The 15,754-nt window shown below is 69.5% G+C and carries 16 protein-coding genes; 10 read left to right on the forward strand and 6 right to left on the reverse strand.

The window, feature by feature from the left end:
• Window positions 1-11 precede the first annotated feature (11 nt).
• A complete protein-coding gene (locus AC3A6M_RS16280; protein ID WP_487853769.1) occupies window positions 12-1,226 on the reverse strand; it encodes an MFS transporter in 1,215 nt (404 codons plus the stop codon).
• A gap of 13 nt (window positions 1,227-1,239) precedes the next feature.
• Window positions 1,240-2,664 (reverse strand): FAD-dependent oxidoreductase, encoded by a 1,425-nt coding sequence (locus AC3A6M_RS16285; RefSeq protein WP_487853770.1) that lies wholly within the window; start codon window positions 2,662-2,664, stop codon window positions 1,240-1,242.
• A 339-nt stretch (window positions 2,665-3,003) separates the two neighbouring features.
• Between AC3A6M_RS16285 and AC3A6M_RS16290 the strand changes: the two genes are divergently transcribed.
• Genes AC3A6M_RS16290 through arsH form a run of 4 tightly spaced genes read left to right on the forward strand, consistent with a single transcriptional unit; the run spans window position 3,004 to window position 5,345 of the window.
• The gene (locus AC3A6M_RS16290; RefSeq protein ID WP_487853771.1) at window positions 3,004-3,348 is read left to right on the forward strand and encodes an ArsR/SmtB family transcription factor; all 345 of its coding nucleotides are present in this window, start codon (window positions 3,004-3,006) and stop codon (window positions 3,346-3,348) included.
• A 39-nt stretch (window positions 3,349-3,387) separates the two neighbouring features.
• Window positions 3,388-3,867: an arsenate reductase ArsC gene (locus AC3A6M_RS16295; protein WP_487853772.1), complete on the forward strand. Its 480-nt coding sequence runs from the start codon at window positions 3,388-3,390 to the stop codon at window positions 3,865-3,867.
• Window positions 3,868-3,895: 28 nt separating this feature from the next.
• On the forward strand, window positions 3,896-4,633 hold the full coding sequence (locus tag AC3A6M_RS16300) for an aquaporin (RefSeq protein ID WP_487853773.1): 738 nt from the start codon (window positions 3,896-3,898) through the stop codon (window positions 4,631-4,633).
• Window positions 4,626-5,345 carry an arsenical resistance protein ArsH gene (gene arsH / locus AC3A6M_RS16305; RefSeq protein WP_487853774.1) on the forward strand — a complete coding sequence of 240 codons (720 nt, stop codon included), beginning with the start codon at window positions 4,626-4,628 and terminating at the stop codon, window positions 5,343-5,345. The genes AC3A6M_RS16300 and arsH overlap by 8 nt, the downstream gene beginning before the upstream one ends.
• A gap of 73 nt (window positions 5,346-5,418) precedes the next feature.
• Here arsH and AC3A6M_RS16310 read toward each other — a convergent pair whose 3' ends face one another.
• Window positions 5,419-5,601: a hypothetical protein gene (locus AC3A6M_RS16310; RefSeq protein ID WP_487853775.1), complete on the reverse strand. Its 183-nt coding sequence runs from the start codon at window positions 5,599-5,601 to the stop codon at window positions 5,419-5,421.
• A gap of 406 nt (window positions 5,602-6,007) precedes the next feature.
• Between AC3A6M_RS16310 and AC3A6M_RS16315 the strand changes: the two genes are divergently transcribed.
• Window positions 6,008-7,036, forward strand: coding sequence for an acyltransferase (locus tag AC3A6M_RS16315; protein WP_487853776.1), 1,029 nt, complete (start codon window positions 6,008-6,010; stop codon window positions 7,034-7,036).
• Between the two features lie 59 nt (window positions 7,037-7,095).
• Window positions 7,096-7,782 carry an SOS response-associated peptidase gene (locus AC3A6M_RS16320; RefSeq protein WP_487853777.1) on the forward strand — a complete coding sequence of 229 codons (687 nt, stop codon included), beginning with the start codon at window positions 7,096-7,098 and terminating at the stop codon, window positions 7,780-7,782.
• Between the two features lie 77 nt (window positions 7,783-7,859).
• On the opposite strand, the gene AC3A6M_RS16325 is transcribed toward AC3A6M_RS16320, so the two are convergent.
• The gene (locus tag AC3A6M_RS16325) at window positions 7,860-8,315 is read right to left on the reverse strand and encodes a hypothetical protein (protein ID WP_487853778.1); all 456 of its coding nucleotides are present in this window, start codon (window positions 8,313-8,315) and stop codon (window positions 7,860-7,862) included.
• 199 nt (window positions 8,316-8,514) lie between these two features.
• Here AC3A6M_RS16325 and AC3A6M_RS16330 point away from each other — a divergent pair, with 199 nt between their 5' ends.
• Window positions 8,515-8,886: an Lcl C-terminal domain-containing protein gene (locus AC3A6M_RS16330; protein ID WP_487853779.1), complete on the forward strand. Its 372-nt coding sequence runs from the start codon at window positions 8,515-8,517 to the stop codon at window positions 8,884-8,886.
• A 29-nt stretch (window positions 8,887-8,915) separates the two neighbouring features.
• On the opposite strand, the gene AC3A6M_RS16335 is transcribed toward AC3A6M_RS16330, so the two are convergent.
• Window positions 8,916-10,373, reverse strand: coding sequence for a M20/M25/M40 family metallo-hydrolase (locus tag AC3A6M_RS16335; RefSeq protein WP_487853780.1), 1,458 nt, complete (start codon window positions 10,371-10,373; stop codon window positions 8,916-8,918).
• Window positions 10,374-10,471: 98 nt separating this feature from the next.
• Window positions 10,472-11,608, reverse strand: coding sequence for a metallophosphoesterase (locus tag AC3A6M_RS16340; protein WP_487853781.1), 1,137 nt, complete (start codon window positions 11,606-11,608; stop codon window positions 10,472-10,474).
• 205 nt (window positions 11,609-11,813) lie between these two features.
• Here AC3A6M_RS16340 and AC3A6M_RS16345 point away from each other — a divergent pair, with 205 nt between their 5' ends.
• The 3 genes from AC3A6M_RS16345 (at window position 11,814) to AC3A6M_RS16355 (ending at window position 15,752) form a co-directional block, all read left to right on the forward strand.
• Complete coding sequence (locus AC3A6M_RS16345) at window positions 11,814-12,269, forward strand: YMGG-like glycine zipper-containing protein (RefSeq protein ID WP_487853782.1); 456 nt, start codon at window positions 11,814-11,816, stop codon at window positions 12,267-12,269.
• A 112-nt stretch (window positions 12,270-12,381) separates the two neighbouring features.
• Window positions 12,382-13,359: a protein kinase domain-containing protein gene (locus AC3A6M_RS16350; protein ID WP_487853783.1), complete on the forward strand. Its 978-nt coding sequence runs from the start codon at window positions 12,382-12,384 to the stop codon at window positions 13,357-13,359.
• Window positions 13,356-15,752, forward strand: a complete 2,397-nt coding sequence (locus AC3A6M_RS16355) for an FtsW/RodA/SpoVE family cell cycle protein (protein ID WP_487853784.1) — start codon at window positions 13,356-13,358, stop codon at window positions 15,750-15,752. Before AC3A6M_RS16350 ends, AC3A6M_RS16355 begins: the two co-directional genes overlap by 4 nt.
• Window positions 15,753-15,754 lie beyond the last annotated feature (2 nt).

Raw genomic sequence — 15,754 nt, forward strand, 5'->3', positions numbered from 1 at the left:
AAGGATAGTCGTCACGCGGCACCTTTGTCAAAGGCATCGGCGGCTTGCGGCCCGCTTTCGGCGGCGATGGCCTTCAGGTAGAACGCCAGCGAGGCAAGCGACATGGCCAGCAGCACGGACAGCAGCAGCGCCGGACCGCCGGCTGGGCGCAGGACCAGCGCCGCCACGAGCGGTCCGGCAGCCTTCGACAGCAGCGCAGGGCCGGCCATGGCGCCGGCGATGGCGCCGTAGTTCTCGCGGCCGAACAAGGCCTGTGGAATCGCGCCGCGCACGATCGTCAGGATGCCGTTGCTCAGGCCATACAGGACGCAGAACAGCGCCACGGCCCAGGCCTGCGCCCCAAACAGCACGAGCGCGAGCAATGCCGCGGGCAGCATCGCGAAGGTCAGCTTGCCGACCGCCTGCGGCCGCGCATGCCGTCCGAGCGTCATCTCCCCTACCCGCCCGGCCACCTGCATCGGCCCGATCAGGGCGGCCAGCAGGACCGCCGCCGCGGGCGCCTGGCCCAGGCGTTCGAGCAGGGGGATCAGGTGCACCGCCAGCGCCGAGAAGATGAAGGTATTGGCCGAGAATGCCAGCGCCAGGGTCCAGAACGCCGGGTGCCGCAAGGCTTCGGCGAGCGTATGGCTGCGCCGCGCGCCGGCGGGCGCCTCCGCACGGCTGCGGGCGGGATCGGCGCCCAGCCAGAGATGCAGCGGCATGCACACGGCCAGCTGCACCAGCCCGTAGCACAGGTAGGTGTCGCGCCAGCCGAGCGTCGACTGGAGCTTGGCGGTGAGCGGCCAGAACAGGGTGCTGGCAAAGCCGCCGAACAGCGTCAGGGTCGAAATCGCCTGCCTGGAGCCGGTGTCGAGCTTGCGGTTGATGGTGGCGAAAGCGGCTTCGTACAGGGTCAGGGCCATCGCCAGGCCGATCAGCGTCCAGGCGAGATAGTAAGAGACGGCGCCGGTACAGCGGCCAAGCCAGGCCAGCCCCGCGAAGCACAGGAGCGAGCCGGTCGCCATCACATGGCGGCCGCCGTAGCGGTCCAGCAGGATCCCGACCGGCGTTGCCGCCAGGCCCGCCACCAGCAGCGCCCAGGAAAAGGCGCCGAACACCAGTTCGGGCGCGAGGCCCAGCTCGCGCCGGATGCCCGGCGCCAGGATGGTGAAGGCATAGTAAAGCGATCCCCAGGACACGATCTGGGTGACGGCGAGGATGCCGATGGTCTTCGATGGCTGGTGCATGGCATGCTCCGGATCAGGCGCAGCAGCCCGCCTCGGCCGGCTTGGCGCAGCCGCAGGCGCCGGACGGGGACGGCGCCGGCACGCAGCAGGATGCCGCCGCCGCAGGGGACGCGTTGCAGCACGAGCTTACCGCATTGGCCGCCGCGTCCTCGTACGCCAGCCGCGTGTTGCAGACACCGGTTTCGGGAAGGTCGAGCTGGACGTCGTCGGCGGCCGCCAGATCGCCCGCCAGGGCCGCGGCCACCGAACGCACCTGCTCGTAGCCGGTCGCCAGCAGGAAGTTCGGCGCGCGGCCATAGCTCTTCGCCCCGACCGCGTAGTAGCCGGACTCCGGATGCGCGAGTTCACGGTGGCCGTGCGGGCGGACCGTGCCGCAGCTATGCTCGTTCGGGTCGATCAGCGGCGCCAGCGCATCGGTGCTCTCGAGCCAGGGGTCATGGCGCACCCGCAGCTCGCGGGTCAGCGCAAGGTCGGGCCGTGCGCCGGCCGAGCAGACGATCCGGTCGATCCCATCGATCACCGGCGCCACGCCGCCGGCCTCCTCGCCGCCGGTCTCTTCGCCGATAATGCGCACCCGGCCGCCGGCCTCGAGCAGCTGCGCGATCCGGAAGTTCTGGTGCAGTTCCAGCGCGCCCGAATCGCGCAGGGCTTTCAGGCGCATCCCCAGCTGGCCGCGCGCCTGCAGCCCGTCCGCTTCGCCGCCGCCGAACACCCGGGCCAGCTGGCTGCCGCGGGTCGCCCAGACGATGCCGGTTCCGGGGTGATCGTGGGCCAGCTGGGCGAGCGCGAGCAGGGTGCCGGCGGCCGAGTGTCCGGCGCCCACGACCAGTACCCGGCGCCCGGCGAAGCGTTCGCGCGCGGCGCCGAGCACGTCGGGCATGCCGTATTCGATCCGCCAGGCCAGCGCCGCCTCGCCGAGCGCCGGGATGCCGTCCGCGCCCAGCGGGTTCGGCTGCGACCAGGTGCCTGTGGCGTCGATCACCGCGCGGGCCAGGTACTGGCGCGGACCGTCAGCCGTTTCCGCGCGGATGAGGAAAGGCGCGCCATCGCGGCCCCTGGTCTTGACCTTGTCGAAGCCAACCCGGGTGATGGCGGTGACACGGTGGCCGAGCCGCAGATGGCTCCCGATCGCGGGCGTCGCGGCGAGCGGGGCGAGGTAATCGTCGAGCAGTTCGCCGGCGGTCGGCAAGGCCTGGTCGGCCGGCGCCTTCCATCCATGCCGAAGCAGCAGGCGCCGGGCGGCCTTGTCCACGTTGTACTGCCACGGCGAGAACAGGCGCACGTGCCGGTAGGTCGCCAGGTTGGCCCCCGGGCTGGCGCCGGCTTCCAGAATCAGCGGCGTCAGGCCGCGCTCGATCAGGTGCGCTGCTGCCGCCAGGCCCACGGGTCCGGCGCCCAGTACGGCCACCGGCAGTGCTTGTTTGTCGTTCGTGCTCATGCTTGCTCTCCTCGTCTGGCCGGCATTGGCCGGCTGTTGGTCAGCGCCGCGCTGCGCGGCGGTTTTTTATTCGTCGAATTACGAATAAGCGGAGATGAGAATGGCCGGACTGGAACCGGCCTGGCGCTCAAACATTCTTATTCGTGATTCGACGAATACAGAATATTGCGAACAGATCCACCGTGTCAAGACATTTCGACAAAACTCGAAACGTCATCTCCAGCCGGACCCGAAGGCCGGCAGCCGCCCCTTGCGCGCCCCACGCACAGCCGGCAGTGGCTTGTGGGCGCCTGTCGATTCGACTATACTCGAAGTATCGAATGGTTAGATTGGACGATCATGGAAAACAAGGACGCGGTGCTTGCCCTGGCTGCCCTCGCCCAGGAATCCCGGCTGGCGACTTTCCGGCTGCTCGTGCAGGCCGGACCCGGAGGGCTTGCCGCCAGCAGGATCGCCGAGGCGCTCGGCATGCCGCCCTCCTCGCTGTCGTTCCACCTGAAAGAGCTGTCCAATGCGAAGCTCATCGCGGCGCGCCACGAGGGCCGCTTCGTCATCTATGCCGCGCAGTTCGACACCATGAACACCCTGCTCGGCTTCCTGACGGAGAACTGCTGCGGCGGCAATCCGTGCTCCCCCGGCGCCGCCGCAGCGTGCGCGCCGGGCGCTTCCGCCTGCGGCTCCTGAGCAGCCGCCCGCCAATCCCGTTTCCGACCGAGATCCGACGTGAACGTACTTTTCCTCTGCACCGGCAACTCCTGCCGCTCGCTCATCGGCGAAGCCGTCTTCAACCACCTGGCCCCGGCCGGCTGGCATGCCATCAGCGCCGGCAGCCAGCCCGCCGGCAAGCTGAACGAACGGGCGCTCGCCCTGCTGGCCGGCAAAGGCATCCCGACCGCGGGTTACTACAGCAAGTCCTGGGACGGGCTGCCGGTGACGCCGGACATCGTGGTCACCGTCTGCGCCAGCGCCGCCGGCGAAACCTGTCCCGCCTATCTCGGCCCGGTCCTGCGCACGCACTGGGGCGTGGATGACCCCAGCCACGTGACCGGCACCGAAGCAGAGATCGGCGCCGCCTTCGAGCGGGCCTATGCGATCCTGCGCGCGCGCATCGAAGCCTTCCTGGCCCTGCCGCTGGACGCGCTGCAGAACGACCGGGCGCGCCTGAAAGCGGAGCTGGACCGCATCGGCAAGCTGCTGCCCTGACCGCCCTACGACGAAGGAGAACCAAGCAATGACATTTGCCAGACGAATCGTCGCCGAAGGCCTGGGCACGGCCCTCCTCCTGGCCGTGGTGGTCGGCTCGGGCATCATGGCCGAACGGCTGGCCGGCGGGAATGTGGCCATCGCCCTGCTGGCCAACGCGATCGCGACCGGCACCGGTCTCGTCGCCCTGATCCTGATGTTCGGAACCATCTCGGGCGCGCACTTCAACCCGGTCGTCACGCTGTCGGAAGCGTGGCAGAAGAACCTGCCGGCCGCGGAAGTCGTTCCTTACATCGCCGTCCAGATCGCCGGCGCCTTCGCCGGCGTCGCGGCCGCGCACCTGATGTTCGAGGTGCCGGTGTTCGCCGCTTCGGAGCACGTGCGCGCCGGTCCCGCGCAATGGTGGAGCGAGTTCGTGGCGACCTTCGGCCTGATCGCGGTCATCATCGGCTGCTCGCGCAGCCGGCCAGGCCTGACCCCGTTCGCGGTCGCCGCCTACATCACGGCCGCCTACTGGTTCACCTCGTCGACCTCGTTCGCCAACCCCGCGGTGACGCTGGCCCGCAGCGCCACCAATACCTTCGCCGGCATCCGTCCCGCCGATGCCTTCGGCTTCATCGTGGCGCAGCTGCTCGGGGCTGCCGCCGCGACGCCGCTGTTCTGCTGGCTGTACCCGGCGGCGCACCGCGATGCGACGGTGGCGGGCACCGTGGCGCGCAGCGACTTCCCCGATACCGAAGAACAACCGGAGCCCAAGCATGGCTGAGCCGCTACCGAACCTCCCCAACATCCAGCCGGAACTGCTGGACCTGCCCACGCCCGAGAAGCTCGAGCCGGCGGCCGGGATGAACCACCCGCCGCGCATCCTGATGCTGTACGGATCGCTGCGCGAACGCTCCTTCAGCCGCTTCCTGACGCACGAAGCCGCGCGCATCCTCGCGCATTTCGGCGCCGAGGTGAAGATCTTCGACCCGATGGAGCTGCCGATGGTGGGCAGCGCGCCCGAGACCCATCCGAAGGTGGTCGAGCTGCGCGAGCTGTGCCTGTGGTCCGAAGGCCAGGTGTGGTGCAGCCCCGAGCGCCACGGGGCGATCACGGCGGTGATGAAGAACCAGATCGACTGGATTCCGCTGGAAATGGGCGCGATCCGGCCGAGCCAGGGCCGTACCCTGGCGGTGATGCAGGTCTGCGGCGGGTCGCAATCCTTCAACGTGGTGAACACCCTGCGCCTGCTGGGGCGCTGGATGCGCATGTTCACGATTCCGAACCAGTCGTCGGTGCCGATGGCCTACAAGGAATTCGACGACGCCGGGCGGATGCGCCCGTCCGCCTACTACGACCGTGTCGTCGACGTGATGGAAGAGCTGTACAAGATGACCTTGCTGATGCGCGGCCGCACCGATTACCTGACGGACCGCTACAGCGAGCGCAACGAGCGGGCGCGCAAGGCGATCGACCGGCAGATCAGCCGCATCTGAGTTGCCTGGCCGAAGCAGGCCCGGCCGATCAGCACAGAAATAACGATACGCCTGGCAAGCGGCTTCGGCGTACTCAGCCGGCCAGCAGCCGCGCGATGCCCTGGCCGATCAACCGCGCCCCCGCCACCGCCAGCCAGCCAAGCAGGATCAGCTGGAAGACACGCAGCGGCAGCTCATGGCCGCGCCAGCGGCTACCGAAGCGCAAGGGGCCGTGGAAACGCGTGGAGAGGTTCGATGGTGCCAGCCGAAGTTTCATGATGGTCTCCGCTCATGGGCTCTTGTGTAAGGCCAGCATACGCCTGGACAGGTGCGCCTGCAAATACATGGACGGCCAAACGTACATGCCGGACGGATCTTGTCCTATCGGCAAGGAAGTCTATACCTTATCCATTCGAACAGCGCCTAAAAAAATGCCGCTGTCGCTTGCGCGGACAGCGGCCAATGCTCAGCCGATCACTGAGGTGGAGACACAAAGAAGTACAGAGAACTTACGGAGAACTACTGAACGAACATGACAGGAATTTGGGACGACCCAGGCGGCCACAAGGGCCGATGTGGGTTAAGGACTTCCCGTCCTCACGTCAGCGCAATCGCACAATCTCCGTGGCTGCGCCGACACGTTTCCATCGGCATATTTTTCCTGTCGAGGTTAAGATCGTCCCATGCCCCGTTTCCAAGCTGTGGACGTGTTCCGGGTGCTGGCGATCCTTGCCGTCATCGCCCTGCACACGGCCCGGCACGAGGGTCCTGGCGCGGTCGGGACCGCCTTCGATGCCGCCACTTTCCTGAACCAGGTCGAACGCTTTGCCGTTCCCCTGTTCTTCATCCTGTCCGGCTATTTCTGGTCGGCGAAATGCCGCGAGCGCGCCGATTACCTGCGCTGCTCGCTGGCGCTCGGCCGGCGCGTCCTGCTGCTGTTCCTGGCCTGGTGCGCCATCTATTTCCTGGTGTCGGAGCTGGACACGATCCGCCGGCTGGGCCTGACGGGCACGCTCGCCGCCTGGGCCGCGCGGCTCGGGGCGCTGCGCGGCGGCTACGCCACCATGCTGCTGCAGGGCGCCAAGGTCCACCTGTGGTTCCTGCCGGCGCTGGCGATCGCGGCCCTGCTCAGCGGCGCGCTACTGTCGCGCCACCTGGAGCGGACCCTGTTCACACTGGCCATCCTCCTGTACGCGATCGGCCTTGCCGGCAAGGCCTACGCCGACACCCCGCTCGGCTTCCACACCGCCTTCAACCTGCGCAACGGCCCGTTCTTCAGCCTGCTGATGTTCGCCACCGGCCACGCGCTGCAGCGGCGCGGACCGCAACCCTCCTGGGCGGCCACCGGCGCCCTGCTGGCCGGTTGCGGACTGCTGCTGCAACTGGGCGAAGTCGCCTGGCTGCACCAGCGCTTCGGCACCGGCATGGCGCAGGACTTCACGCTCGGCACCTGGCCGTTCGGCCTCGGCATGGCGATGATCGCGCTGTCCGACCTGCGCCTGGCGCGGATCCCGGCGCTGGCCGCGCTGGGTCCGCTGGTGCTCGGCGTCTATGCTTCCCACTACCTGTTCGTGGACGGACTGCGCGCCTTCGACGGGATCGAGGCCGGGCCGGCCGGCGGCTTGCGCTATGTGCTGCTGGTGTTCCTGCTGTCGCTGGCCTCCACCTGGATCGTGTCGCGGATACCGGTGGCGCGGCGCGTCGTCACCTGAGCCGGCTGCTGCCCGGCTAACGGACGCCGGGCTGCGCGCAACTACGGTAGGATCGGGCCATGTGTGGACGATTTGACCAAAGCCAGACCGCGCGCCATTACGCCAATCTGCTGGGCTGGACCGATGCCGTGTTCGACAGCGAGTCCGGGCCGACCACGAACGCCGCGCCAGGCACCTACCGGCCGGTGATGCACATCGAGGACGGCCAGCACCGCGTCGACGACGTGTTCTGGAGCTACCGCCCCAAATGGGCCGAGGGCAAGATCCCGATCGCCATCAATGCGCGGCTCGAAAAGCTCGGCAGCAGCTACTGGTCGCGCCTGCTCAAGAACGGGCGCGGCGTGGTGCCCGCCGAGGGCTGGTACGAATGGACCGGCGAAAAAGGCCACAAGCAGCCCTGGCACATCCACCGCAAGGACCACGCTCCCCTGTTCCTGCTGGCCCTGGCCAACTTCGGTCCCTTCGAGGAAAACCGCGCGGAAGCCGGCTTCGTGCTGGTGACCGACGACGCCTCGGGCGGCATGCTCGACATCCACGACCGCCGTCCGGTCGTCCTCGGCGCCGAGGATGCCGCGCTCTGGCTGTCTCCCGCCCTCAGTCCGCAACAGGCGCTCGAACTGGCCCGGCACGCGGCCGTGCCGGCCGAAGCCTTCGAATGGCACCAGGTCAGCAAGGCCGTGAACCGCCCCACTGCGGATGGCCCGCAGGTTGCCCAGCCGGTCGACGACGGCGACGACGGCGAATAAAAAGCCCGCAGGCCTTGCGGCTTGCGGACTGAACCCGGCCCCCGGAGAAAAGGCCGGGAGAGCAAAACTGTTCCCGGTCAGTGCTGGCAGCCGGCAGCGTCGCAGGCCGGAGCCGCTTCCTGCGCGACTTCCACCGGGGTTTCCGCCTGGTCGGAGAAGCCTGCCGTGCGCGCTGCCTGCCGGTTGCTGTCATAGGCCGGTTCGATGTTGGCGGCAGCGCCAGCCGCGCGCGCGGCGGACGGGGCCGGTTTAGCGGCAGGTGCAGCGGCAGGCGCAGCGGCGGACGTAACGGCAGGCACGACCGCCGCAGCATCGGCCATGGCCGGCGCGGCGTCGTCGCCGTAGGGCGTGGCGGGGGCATTGTTTGCCGCGGGCCGGGCAGTGCCGCTGGCGAGCTCCGCTGCGGTTTGCGATGGCGGGCCGTTGACAGGGTCGCTCACGCCGGCGCCGCATGCGCTCAACAGGAGCGCGGCGCCGCAGCACAGCACGGCATTGAGTCGGATACCCGATACGAGGGCAACGAGTTTTTTCATCTAAAGCTTCCTTACGGCAAAAAGCGAACGTATCCCTTTGACGGAAGGAAACTGCCAGAGTTCAATTTTTTCAAAAAAAATTTACCTAGCACGGATCAGGCGCACAATGTTATGAGCTGCGTCGTATTGCGCGCGGCAACTGACTCGCGGTGAACATGGTCTTACTACCAGACCGAAGGACATGAGCGAGGATTGCGCGATGGGTGAATATCTCAGGATTCAGGAAATGCTCAAGGAAGGCGAGGCGTATGCCGGCCTCATCCTGGGCAAGGAAGGCGAGCCGGACTACCACCTGGTTCTCCTGCCGGACGATGTGTCGGATGTCAGTTGGCCAACCGCGCGCGAATGGGCGGCTTCCCAGGATGGGGACCTGCCCACGCGGCGCGAACTCGCCCTGCTGTTCGCCAACCTGCGCGAACGCTTCGACCGGGTGTGGTACTGGTCGAGCGAGCAACACGACACCCGGCCGCAACTGGTGTGGGGGCAGAACTTCGCCAGCGGCATCCAGACCGTGTACGGCAGGCCCTTCCGCGGCCACGCGCGGGCGGTGCGGCGGATCGGCAGCAGCTGAGCCGTCCGCCGCCGCGCCGGCAAATCTGATTACTTGGCGGCGGTAGTCGACGCTGCCGGCACAGCCACGTTCGAACGGCCGATCGCCTGGTCCATATTGGCCAGGAACCACGCCGTCGTCGCCATCACGGCAACGTGGCGGCGCAGGTTGTCGGGATCGACCTTGTCGAAGGTGTCGGCCGTGGTGTGGTGGTAATTGAAATAGTTGGCCGAGTCGATCCACGGCTCGAAGGTCGGCACGCCCGACGATTCGAGGTCGTGCAGGTCGCCGGAGGCGATCACGTCTTCGCGGCGGAAGGCGCCTGCGCCGATCGGATACAGCGCGGCTTGCAGCGGCGCCACCAGCTTGGCCGACTGCAGGCCGACGCCGGCGCGCAGGCCGAACGGGCGGCCCGAACCGCCGTCGTCTTCGTAGGCGGCGAAGTGCTTCTCGGCCGCCGATTTGTAGGCATCGTTGTAGCCTTTGCCGCCGCGGCCGCCGTTTTCTTCGTTCATCCAGGCGACCACACGGATGGTGCGGCGCGGACGGTAGTCGAGCTTGCGGAGGGTGTCGATCACGCCCATGGCGCTGACCACGCCCGAGGCGTCGTCGTTGGCGCCGGTGGCCAGGTCCCAGGAATCCAGGTGGCCGGACACCAGCACGATCTCGTCGGCCTTGTCGGTGCCGGGCCAGTCGGCGATGACGTTGTAGCTGTCGGCGTCCGGCAGGGTCTGCGGGGTCACGGTCAGGTGCAGGCGCACCGGGCCGCGCTTGGACAGGCGCGAGATCAGCATCGAATCCTCGATGGTGATGGCGGCTGCCGGAATGCGCTTGTTTTCCGGCAGGTTGGTGGCGCCGGTGTGCACGATTCGGAAGGCGGCGCCGCCGACGGCGCGGACCAGGGCCGCCTGGGCGCCCATCTCGGCCGCCATGCGCGGGCCGGCGCCGCGGAAGGCGACGGCTTGCCCGTAGGCGGTGCCGGCCAGGCCGCGGTCGGCCATGTTCTGGTCGAACGGCACGTCGAACAGCACGATGCGGCCTTTCACTTCGGCCGCGCGCGCCTTCAGCTCTTCGAAGGTGCGCACCACGATCACCTCGGCCGTGATGCCCTCGGCCGGGGTCGCGCCCGAGCCGCCCAGGGCGGTCAGCACGACTTTCTGGGTGACGCCGGCCGGGCGGCCCTTGTAGTCGACCACTTCACCGGTCTCGACGCCGCGCACCCAGTGCGGCACCTTGACCGGCTGCAGGGTCACCTTGGCGCCCAGCTTGCGCAGCTCGTCGGCGACCTGGGTCACGGCGGCGGCGGCGCCGGCCGAACCGGACAGGCGCGGACCGACCAGGTCGGTCAGGTCTTCGAGGCGCTGGTAGGCATAATCGCTCTGCATCGCCGTATCGCGAACCTTGGCGAGTGCGGCCGGGTCATTGCCTGGCTGGGCAGCATTCGCGAAGCCGCTCAGCAGGGTGGCGGCAACAAGAGTCAGGGCGGGAAGACGGGTGCGGCGGTCCATGCGATTGTCCTTTGGTTCGGGTCGAAATGACTGAAACAATAACGCAATCGCCGTCGTTTTAGGAAATTTATTGCAGTAAATACATAGTTGGGGAATCGTCAGGCGGGCACGAGACGCACGAGCGTGATCTCGGATGGCGCCCCGAAGCGCTTCGGCGGCCCCCAATACCCTGTGCCGCGGCTGGTGTAGACCCACAGCGAGCGCACCCGGTTCAGGCCGGCAACGAAGGGTTGCTGAAGTGGCACGAAAAGGTTCCACGGGAAGAACTGGCCGCCGTGGGTGTGGCCGGACAGCTGCAGGTCGAAGCCGGCGTCCGCCGCCGCCGGCGCGCTGCGCGGCTGGTGGGCCAGCAGCACCTTCACGGCGACGTCGTCCGGCGCACCGGCGGCCGCCAGGTGCGGGTCGCTCTTGTGGGCAGGATTGAAATGCTGGGCCGTGAAATCGGTCACGCCGGCGATCATCAGGGAAGCCTGGCCGCGCCGGCGGATCACGTGTTCATTGAGCAACACGCGCAGGCCCAGGCGGCGCACCTCGGCGATCCACTGCTCGGCGCCCGAGTAGTATTCGTGGTTGCCGGTGACGAAGAAGGCGCCGTCCGGCGCCGACAGGCGCGCCAGCGGCTCGGTATGCAGGGCCAGGCGCTGCACGCTGCCGTCGACCAGGTCGCCGGTGATGGCGATGGCGTCGGGCTTGAGCGAATTGACCTTGTTGACGATGGCGTTCAGGTAAGCCCGCTTGATGGTCGGGCCGACGTGGATGTCGGAAATCTGTGCGATCGCGTAGCCGGCCAGTTCCTGCGGCAGCCCGGCGATCGGCACATCGATCCGCACCACGCGCGCGAGCCGGCGCGCATTGACGAAGCCGATGGCGGTCACGGCCAGCGCCAGCAGGGGCACGCCGACGGCGCTGTTGCGGACCAGCGCCGGACCGACCGCGCCGGTCAGCGTCAGGATCAGCAGGAGTACGTCGCGCGCGAGCGTCAATACCAGCAGCGAGGAAAAGAATCCCATCGCCAGCAGTCCGGTCCAGGCCAGCGGGCCGGACCAGCGACTGCGGCGCAGGCTGGGCGCGACCAGGCCGATGCGCACCAGCACGGCGGACAGCGCCAAGAGGATGATGCCGATGAGCATCCCCAACATGCCCACTTCCATGCCCGGCAGCAAGCGCAGGCCGATATACAGGTGCACCAGCACCAGGATTGCAAGAACGGAAACAGAAGATCGTCGGCGCGCCATGAACTCGGTGATCAATGGAAGACACTCGCTAGATGGGGCGGCCGGGCCCGACTGCAAGCCCTGCCGGTTCGAAATGTTTCGCTCTCTGATGCAGGTGTAAGAATCTGTATTAACGGGTGGCAGCCTCGCCGGTGGGGGCTATAGTACCGTCATGCCTGGCGTTGTTGCGATCATCCTGATCCCCGTTGAGGCCCAAGGAACAGCCATGTTGAACAAAAAATGCTTTGGTGCGGTACTCCTGGCCGCGGCCGCCGTCTCCTCCACGGCAATGGCTCAAGATCGGGGAGCGAACACCGTCATCGGCGCGCTGGCCGGCGCCGCCATCGGCGGCAGTGCGGGTGGACGCGATGGCGCCCTGGTCGGTGCCGCCATCGGCGCAGCGGTCGGCAACTCGGTGCGTACCGACGACGACTATTATTACCGCAACCGCGGTTACAGCTACAACAGCTACCCGAGCGGCTACTCGAACACCTACTATTCGAACGGCTACTACCAGCCGGCCCCGGCCGCCGTGTACGTCGAATCGCGTCCGCGCTATTACTACGAACCGCGTCCGGTGTACGTCGAATCGCGCCCGTATTACGACCGTGACCGCTACTACGATCGTGGCCGCTACTACGACCGCGGCTATGGTCATCACCACGGCGGCTGGCGCCGCTGATCGTCCCTGCTGACAGGAACCGCGCTCCGGCGCGGTTTTTTTTCGCCCGTTTTCTCCTTCCCTCCGCTAGCCCGGAGCGGCGGCGCCTGTGCCGCCGTGGACGGGAGGACACATGCTCGAAGCGGGCGACATCATCACCCTGACGGCCGGCGCCTGGCGCCTGCGCGAACCGCTGGCCAGTTCCAGCTACGGCCTGCTGTGGCGCGCCGAACCGGCCGGCGGCGGCCTGCCCGCCGTCCTGAAGCTGGTGAATACCGAACAGATGGCCCTGGCCCTGCCGCCGCAGCGCCGGCGCTGGACCGACTGCCTGGAAGCCGAGATCGCCTTCCTGCGCGCGCTGCGCCCGTGGGACCAGCGCCACGTCGTGCGCCTGCTCGACAGCGGCGAGCACCTCGGCCTGCCGGCGATGGCGCTCGAACGGCTCGACGGCGACCTCGGACGCCACCTCGATGCGCTGCGCGCACGCGGCGACGCCCCCTCCTTCGGCCAGGCCCTCGACTGGACCGCCCAGGTCAACCAGGCGCTGGCCAAGGTGCACCAGTACGGCTGGCGCCACCTCGACCTGAAACCGGCGAACCTGCTGGTGGACGGCGCCGGCGCGCTCAAGCTGGCCGACTTCGGCACCAACCGCCCGCTGGCCGACCGCGCCGCCCACTCCTACGCCGGCACCGCCAACTGGCAGGCGCCCGAACAATTCTTCCCCGGCGCCGACGGGCGCTACCTCACCGATGCGCGCAGCGATTATTTCGCGCTCGGCGCCCTGCTCTACCACGTGGTCACCGGCGCCATGCTGCGCTTCTGCAGCGCCTGCGGCGGCGCCTGGCGCGAGCACGGCCCCGCGGCCGCGGCCGTCCTGCGCAGCCGGCACGAGGGCGGGCTGCCGGCCATCCTGGCGCCGGACGAGGCCGCACTCTACCTGCGCCATGCCGGACTCGCCACCGCCGCGGCCGGCGAGGCGGCCCTTGGCCTGCTGCGCGCGCTGCTGGCCCCGCGGCCGGAACAGCGGCCCCGCCACGCCCTCGAGATCAGCCGCCTGATCGAGCGTGCGCGCGCCAGCTGGACGCATGACGCGATGCGGAGCGCGGCATGAGCGGCGCGGCGCTGTACCGCCTGGCGATTCCCTGGTCCGGCGCCGGCACCGCGGCGTTCGCCGCCTGGCGCAGCGGCCGCATGCTGGCCGCGGCCCTGCTCCTGCTGCTGTGCGCCCTCCAGCTGGCTTGCCTGCTGCGGACGCCCGACGCCTGGCTGCCGGGCCGGATATCGGTCGCCCTCGGCGCCGGCAAGGACGTGCTGCTGGACGGCGCCGCCCTCGGCCTGCCGCCAGGCGATGGCGCCCGGATCCGCTTGCGCCGCGATGCCGCCGGCAACTGGTGGGCCGCCGGCGCAGGAACCCATGCACCGTTGACGGTCCAGCATGGCGAACGCCGGCGCCGTGCCGGCAGCGTGCCGCTGGCCCACGGGCAGCGCTTCCAGCTCGGCGCCTCCACGTTCGACGTCGTTGCGGTCGAGGCCGGCAGCGTGACCTTCACGCGCGGCGGCGCGCACTGGCGCTACGACGGCGCCACCCTGCTGCGCGGCGGCCTGCCCCAGCCCGACTGCCCGGATGCCCGGCTGGCCGCGCGCGCGGTGGGCGCCTGGAACCGCCTGCTGCCTTCGCTGCTCGGCATCGACCGGCCGCTGGTCTTCGGCGGCAACCTCGATTGCGGCAACCGCATCGCCATCGCCGGCATCCCTGCGCCCGCCGCCACCATCAGGCAGACCGCCGAGGGGATGCTGCTGGCTGGCGGCGCGGGCGCCGACCAGGCCCCGCTGCGCCTGCAGCCGGCAGGCAGTCCAGGCGATGCCGTCCTGCTGGCCGAGCGCGAGGAAAGCCTGGACGGCGCCAATGCCCTGCAGCTGGGCCGCACCCGCCTGCTGCTGGAACGCAACGGCGACCTGCTGCACCTGCAGCCGGCGTCCCACGTCGCCCTGTACCGCGAAGCCCAGCTGCGCCTGCCCGACGGCGTGGGCTGGTCGTGGACGCGGCGCACGCACTGGCGCCTGCCGGAACAGGCGTTGCCGCCGCTGGGCGCCGCCCTCGCGCTCGCGCTGGCGGCCGGCGCGGCGCTGTTCCTGAGCGGCGCCGCGCGCCGCCTCGGGCACATGCGCAGCCTCGGCGCGCTCGGCGCCCTGCTGCTGGCCGCGAGCGGCGGCGTCCTGATGTTCCTGCAGAAGAGCGGCGCACCGGCCGGCATCGGCATCGTGCTGCTGGCCGCCTGGACCGCGCTGTGGTGCATCTGGCTGGCCGCCGGCCGCTCGCTGGCCGCCTGCGCCGCCGTGCTGCTGTTCGCGGTCGGCCTGCTGGCCCAGCTCGAACTGGGCCTGGGCGCGCCGGAATCGTCCTGGCTGCGCCACGCCGGTAAGACCGGCGCGCTGCTGGCGATCGGCGCCGGCGCCTGCGGGCTGCTGTGCGCCCTGCGCCCGCTGCGCGGCGCCCGGCCGCTGGCGCAGGCGCAGGTCGAACTGGCCCTGCTCCTGCTGAGCGGCGTGGCCCTGCTGCTCCTGCTGCTGCAGGTCGCGTTCGGCGACGAGACCGGGGTGTTCGACCTGCAGCCCGTCGAATTCGCCAAGCTGGCCCTGGCCGCCCTCAGCGCCCACTCGCTGGCGCTGGCCTCGGGCAGCCAGCCGGCGCCGGGCGGCCTGCTGCTGCGCGCGCTGCGCCTGGGCGCGCCGGCGCTGCTGTTCCTGGTGCTGCTGGCGGTGGCGCTGGTGCAGGTCGACGACTATTCGCCACTGATCCTGCTGGCGGTGTGGGGCGGCGCGATGGCGCTGGCGTTCGCGCTGGCCGGCGGCCGGCACCGGCTGGCGCTGGCCTGCCTGGGCGCCGCGCTGGCCGGCATCGCCGGCGTGGTCCTGCTGCGCGCCGCCGGCCCCGCCGAATTCGCACGCTGGAACTTCTATGCCGACCGTTTCATGGTCTGGCTCGACCCGGGCTCCCATCCGCACACGGGCCAGCAGCTGCTGCTCGGCGCCCAGGCCATCGCCGGCGGCGGCTGGTTCGGCGCCGACCATGCGTTCGGCCTGGCCGCGCTGGGCCAGGACGCCGGCGCGGTGCTGCGCATCCCCGCCGTCCAGGACGACTTCGCGCCGTCCTTTTTCCTGAACCGGCATGGCCTGGCCGCCGCCCTGCTGCTGTGGGGCCTGCAGGCGCTGTTCCTGGCCGGACTGCTGCACAGCGCCGTGCGCTGCTGGCTGGACGCCGCCGGCGCGCGGGACTTCCGCCTGGCCTGGCTGGCCCGCTTCCGCTGCTTCCTGCTGTGCGGCGGCGCAGCCTTCGTGGCCGGCCACTTCCTGCTCTCGTGGGGCACCAACCTTGCGATCTTTCCCGTGATGGGCCAGCCGATGAGCTTCCTGTCGGCGGGCGGCTCGCACCTGCTGTTTTTCATCTGCCCCCTGCTAGCTGTCGGCGTCGCCAGCGAACACGCAACCCGCGCTCAACATTAGAG

This window comes from Telluria sp. Soil_C_11, from assembly GCF_057657395.1.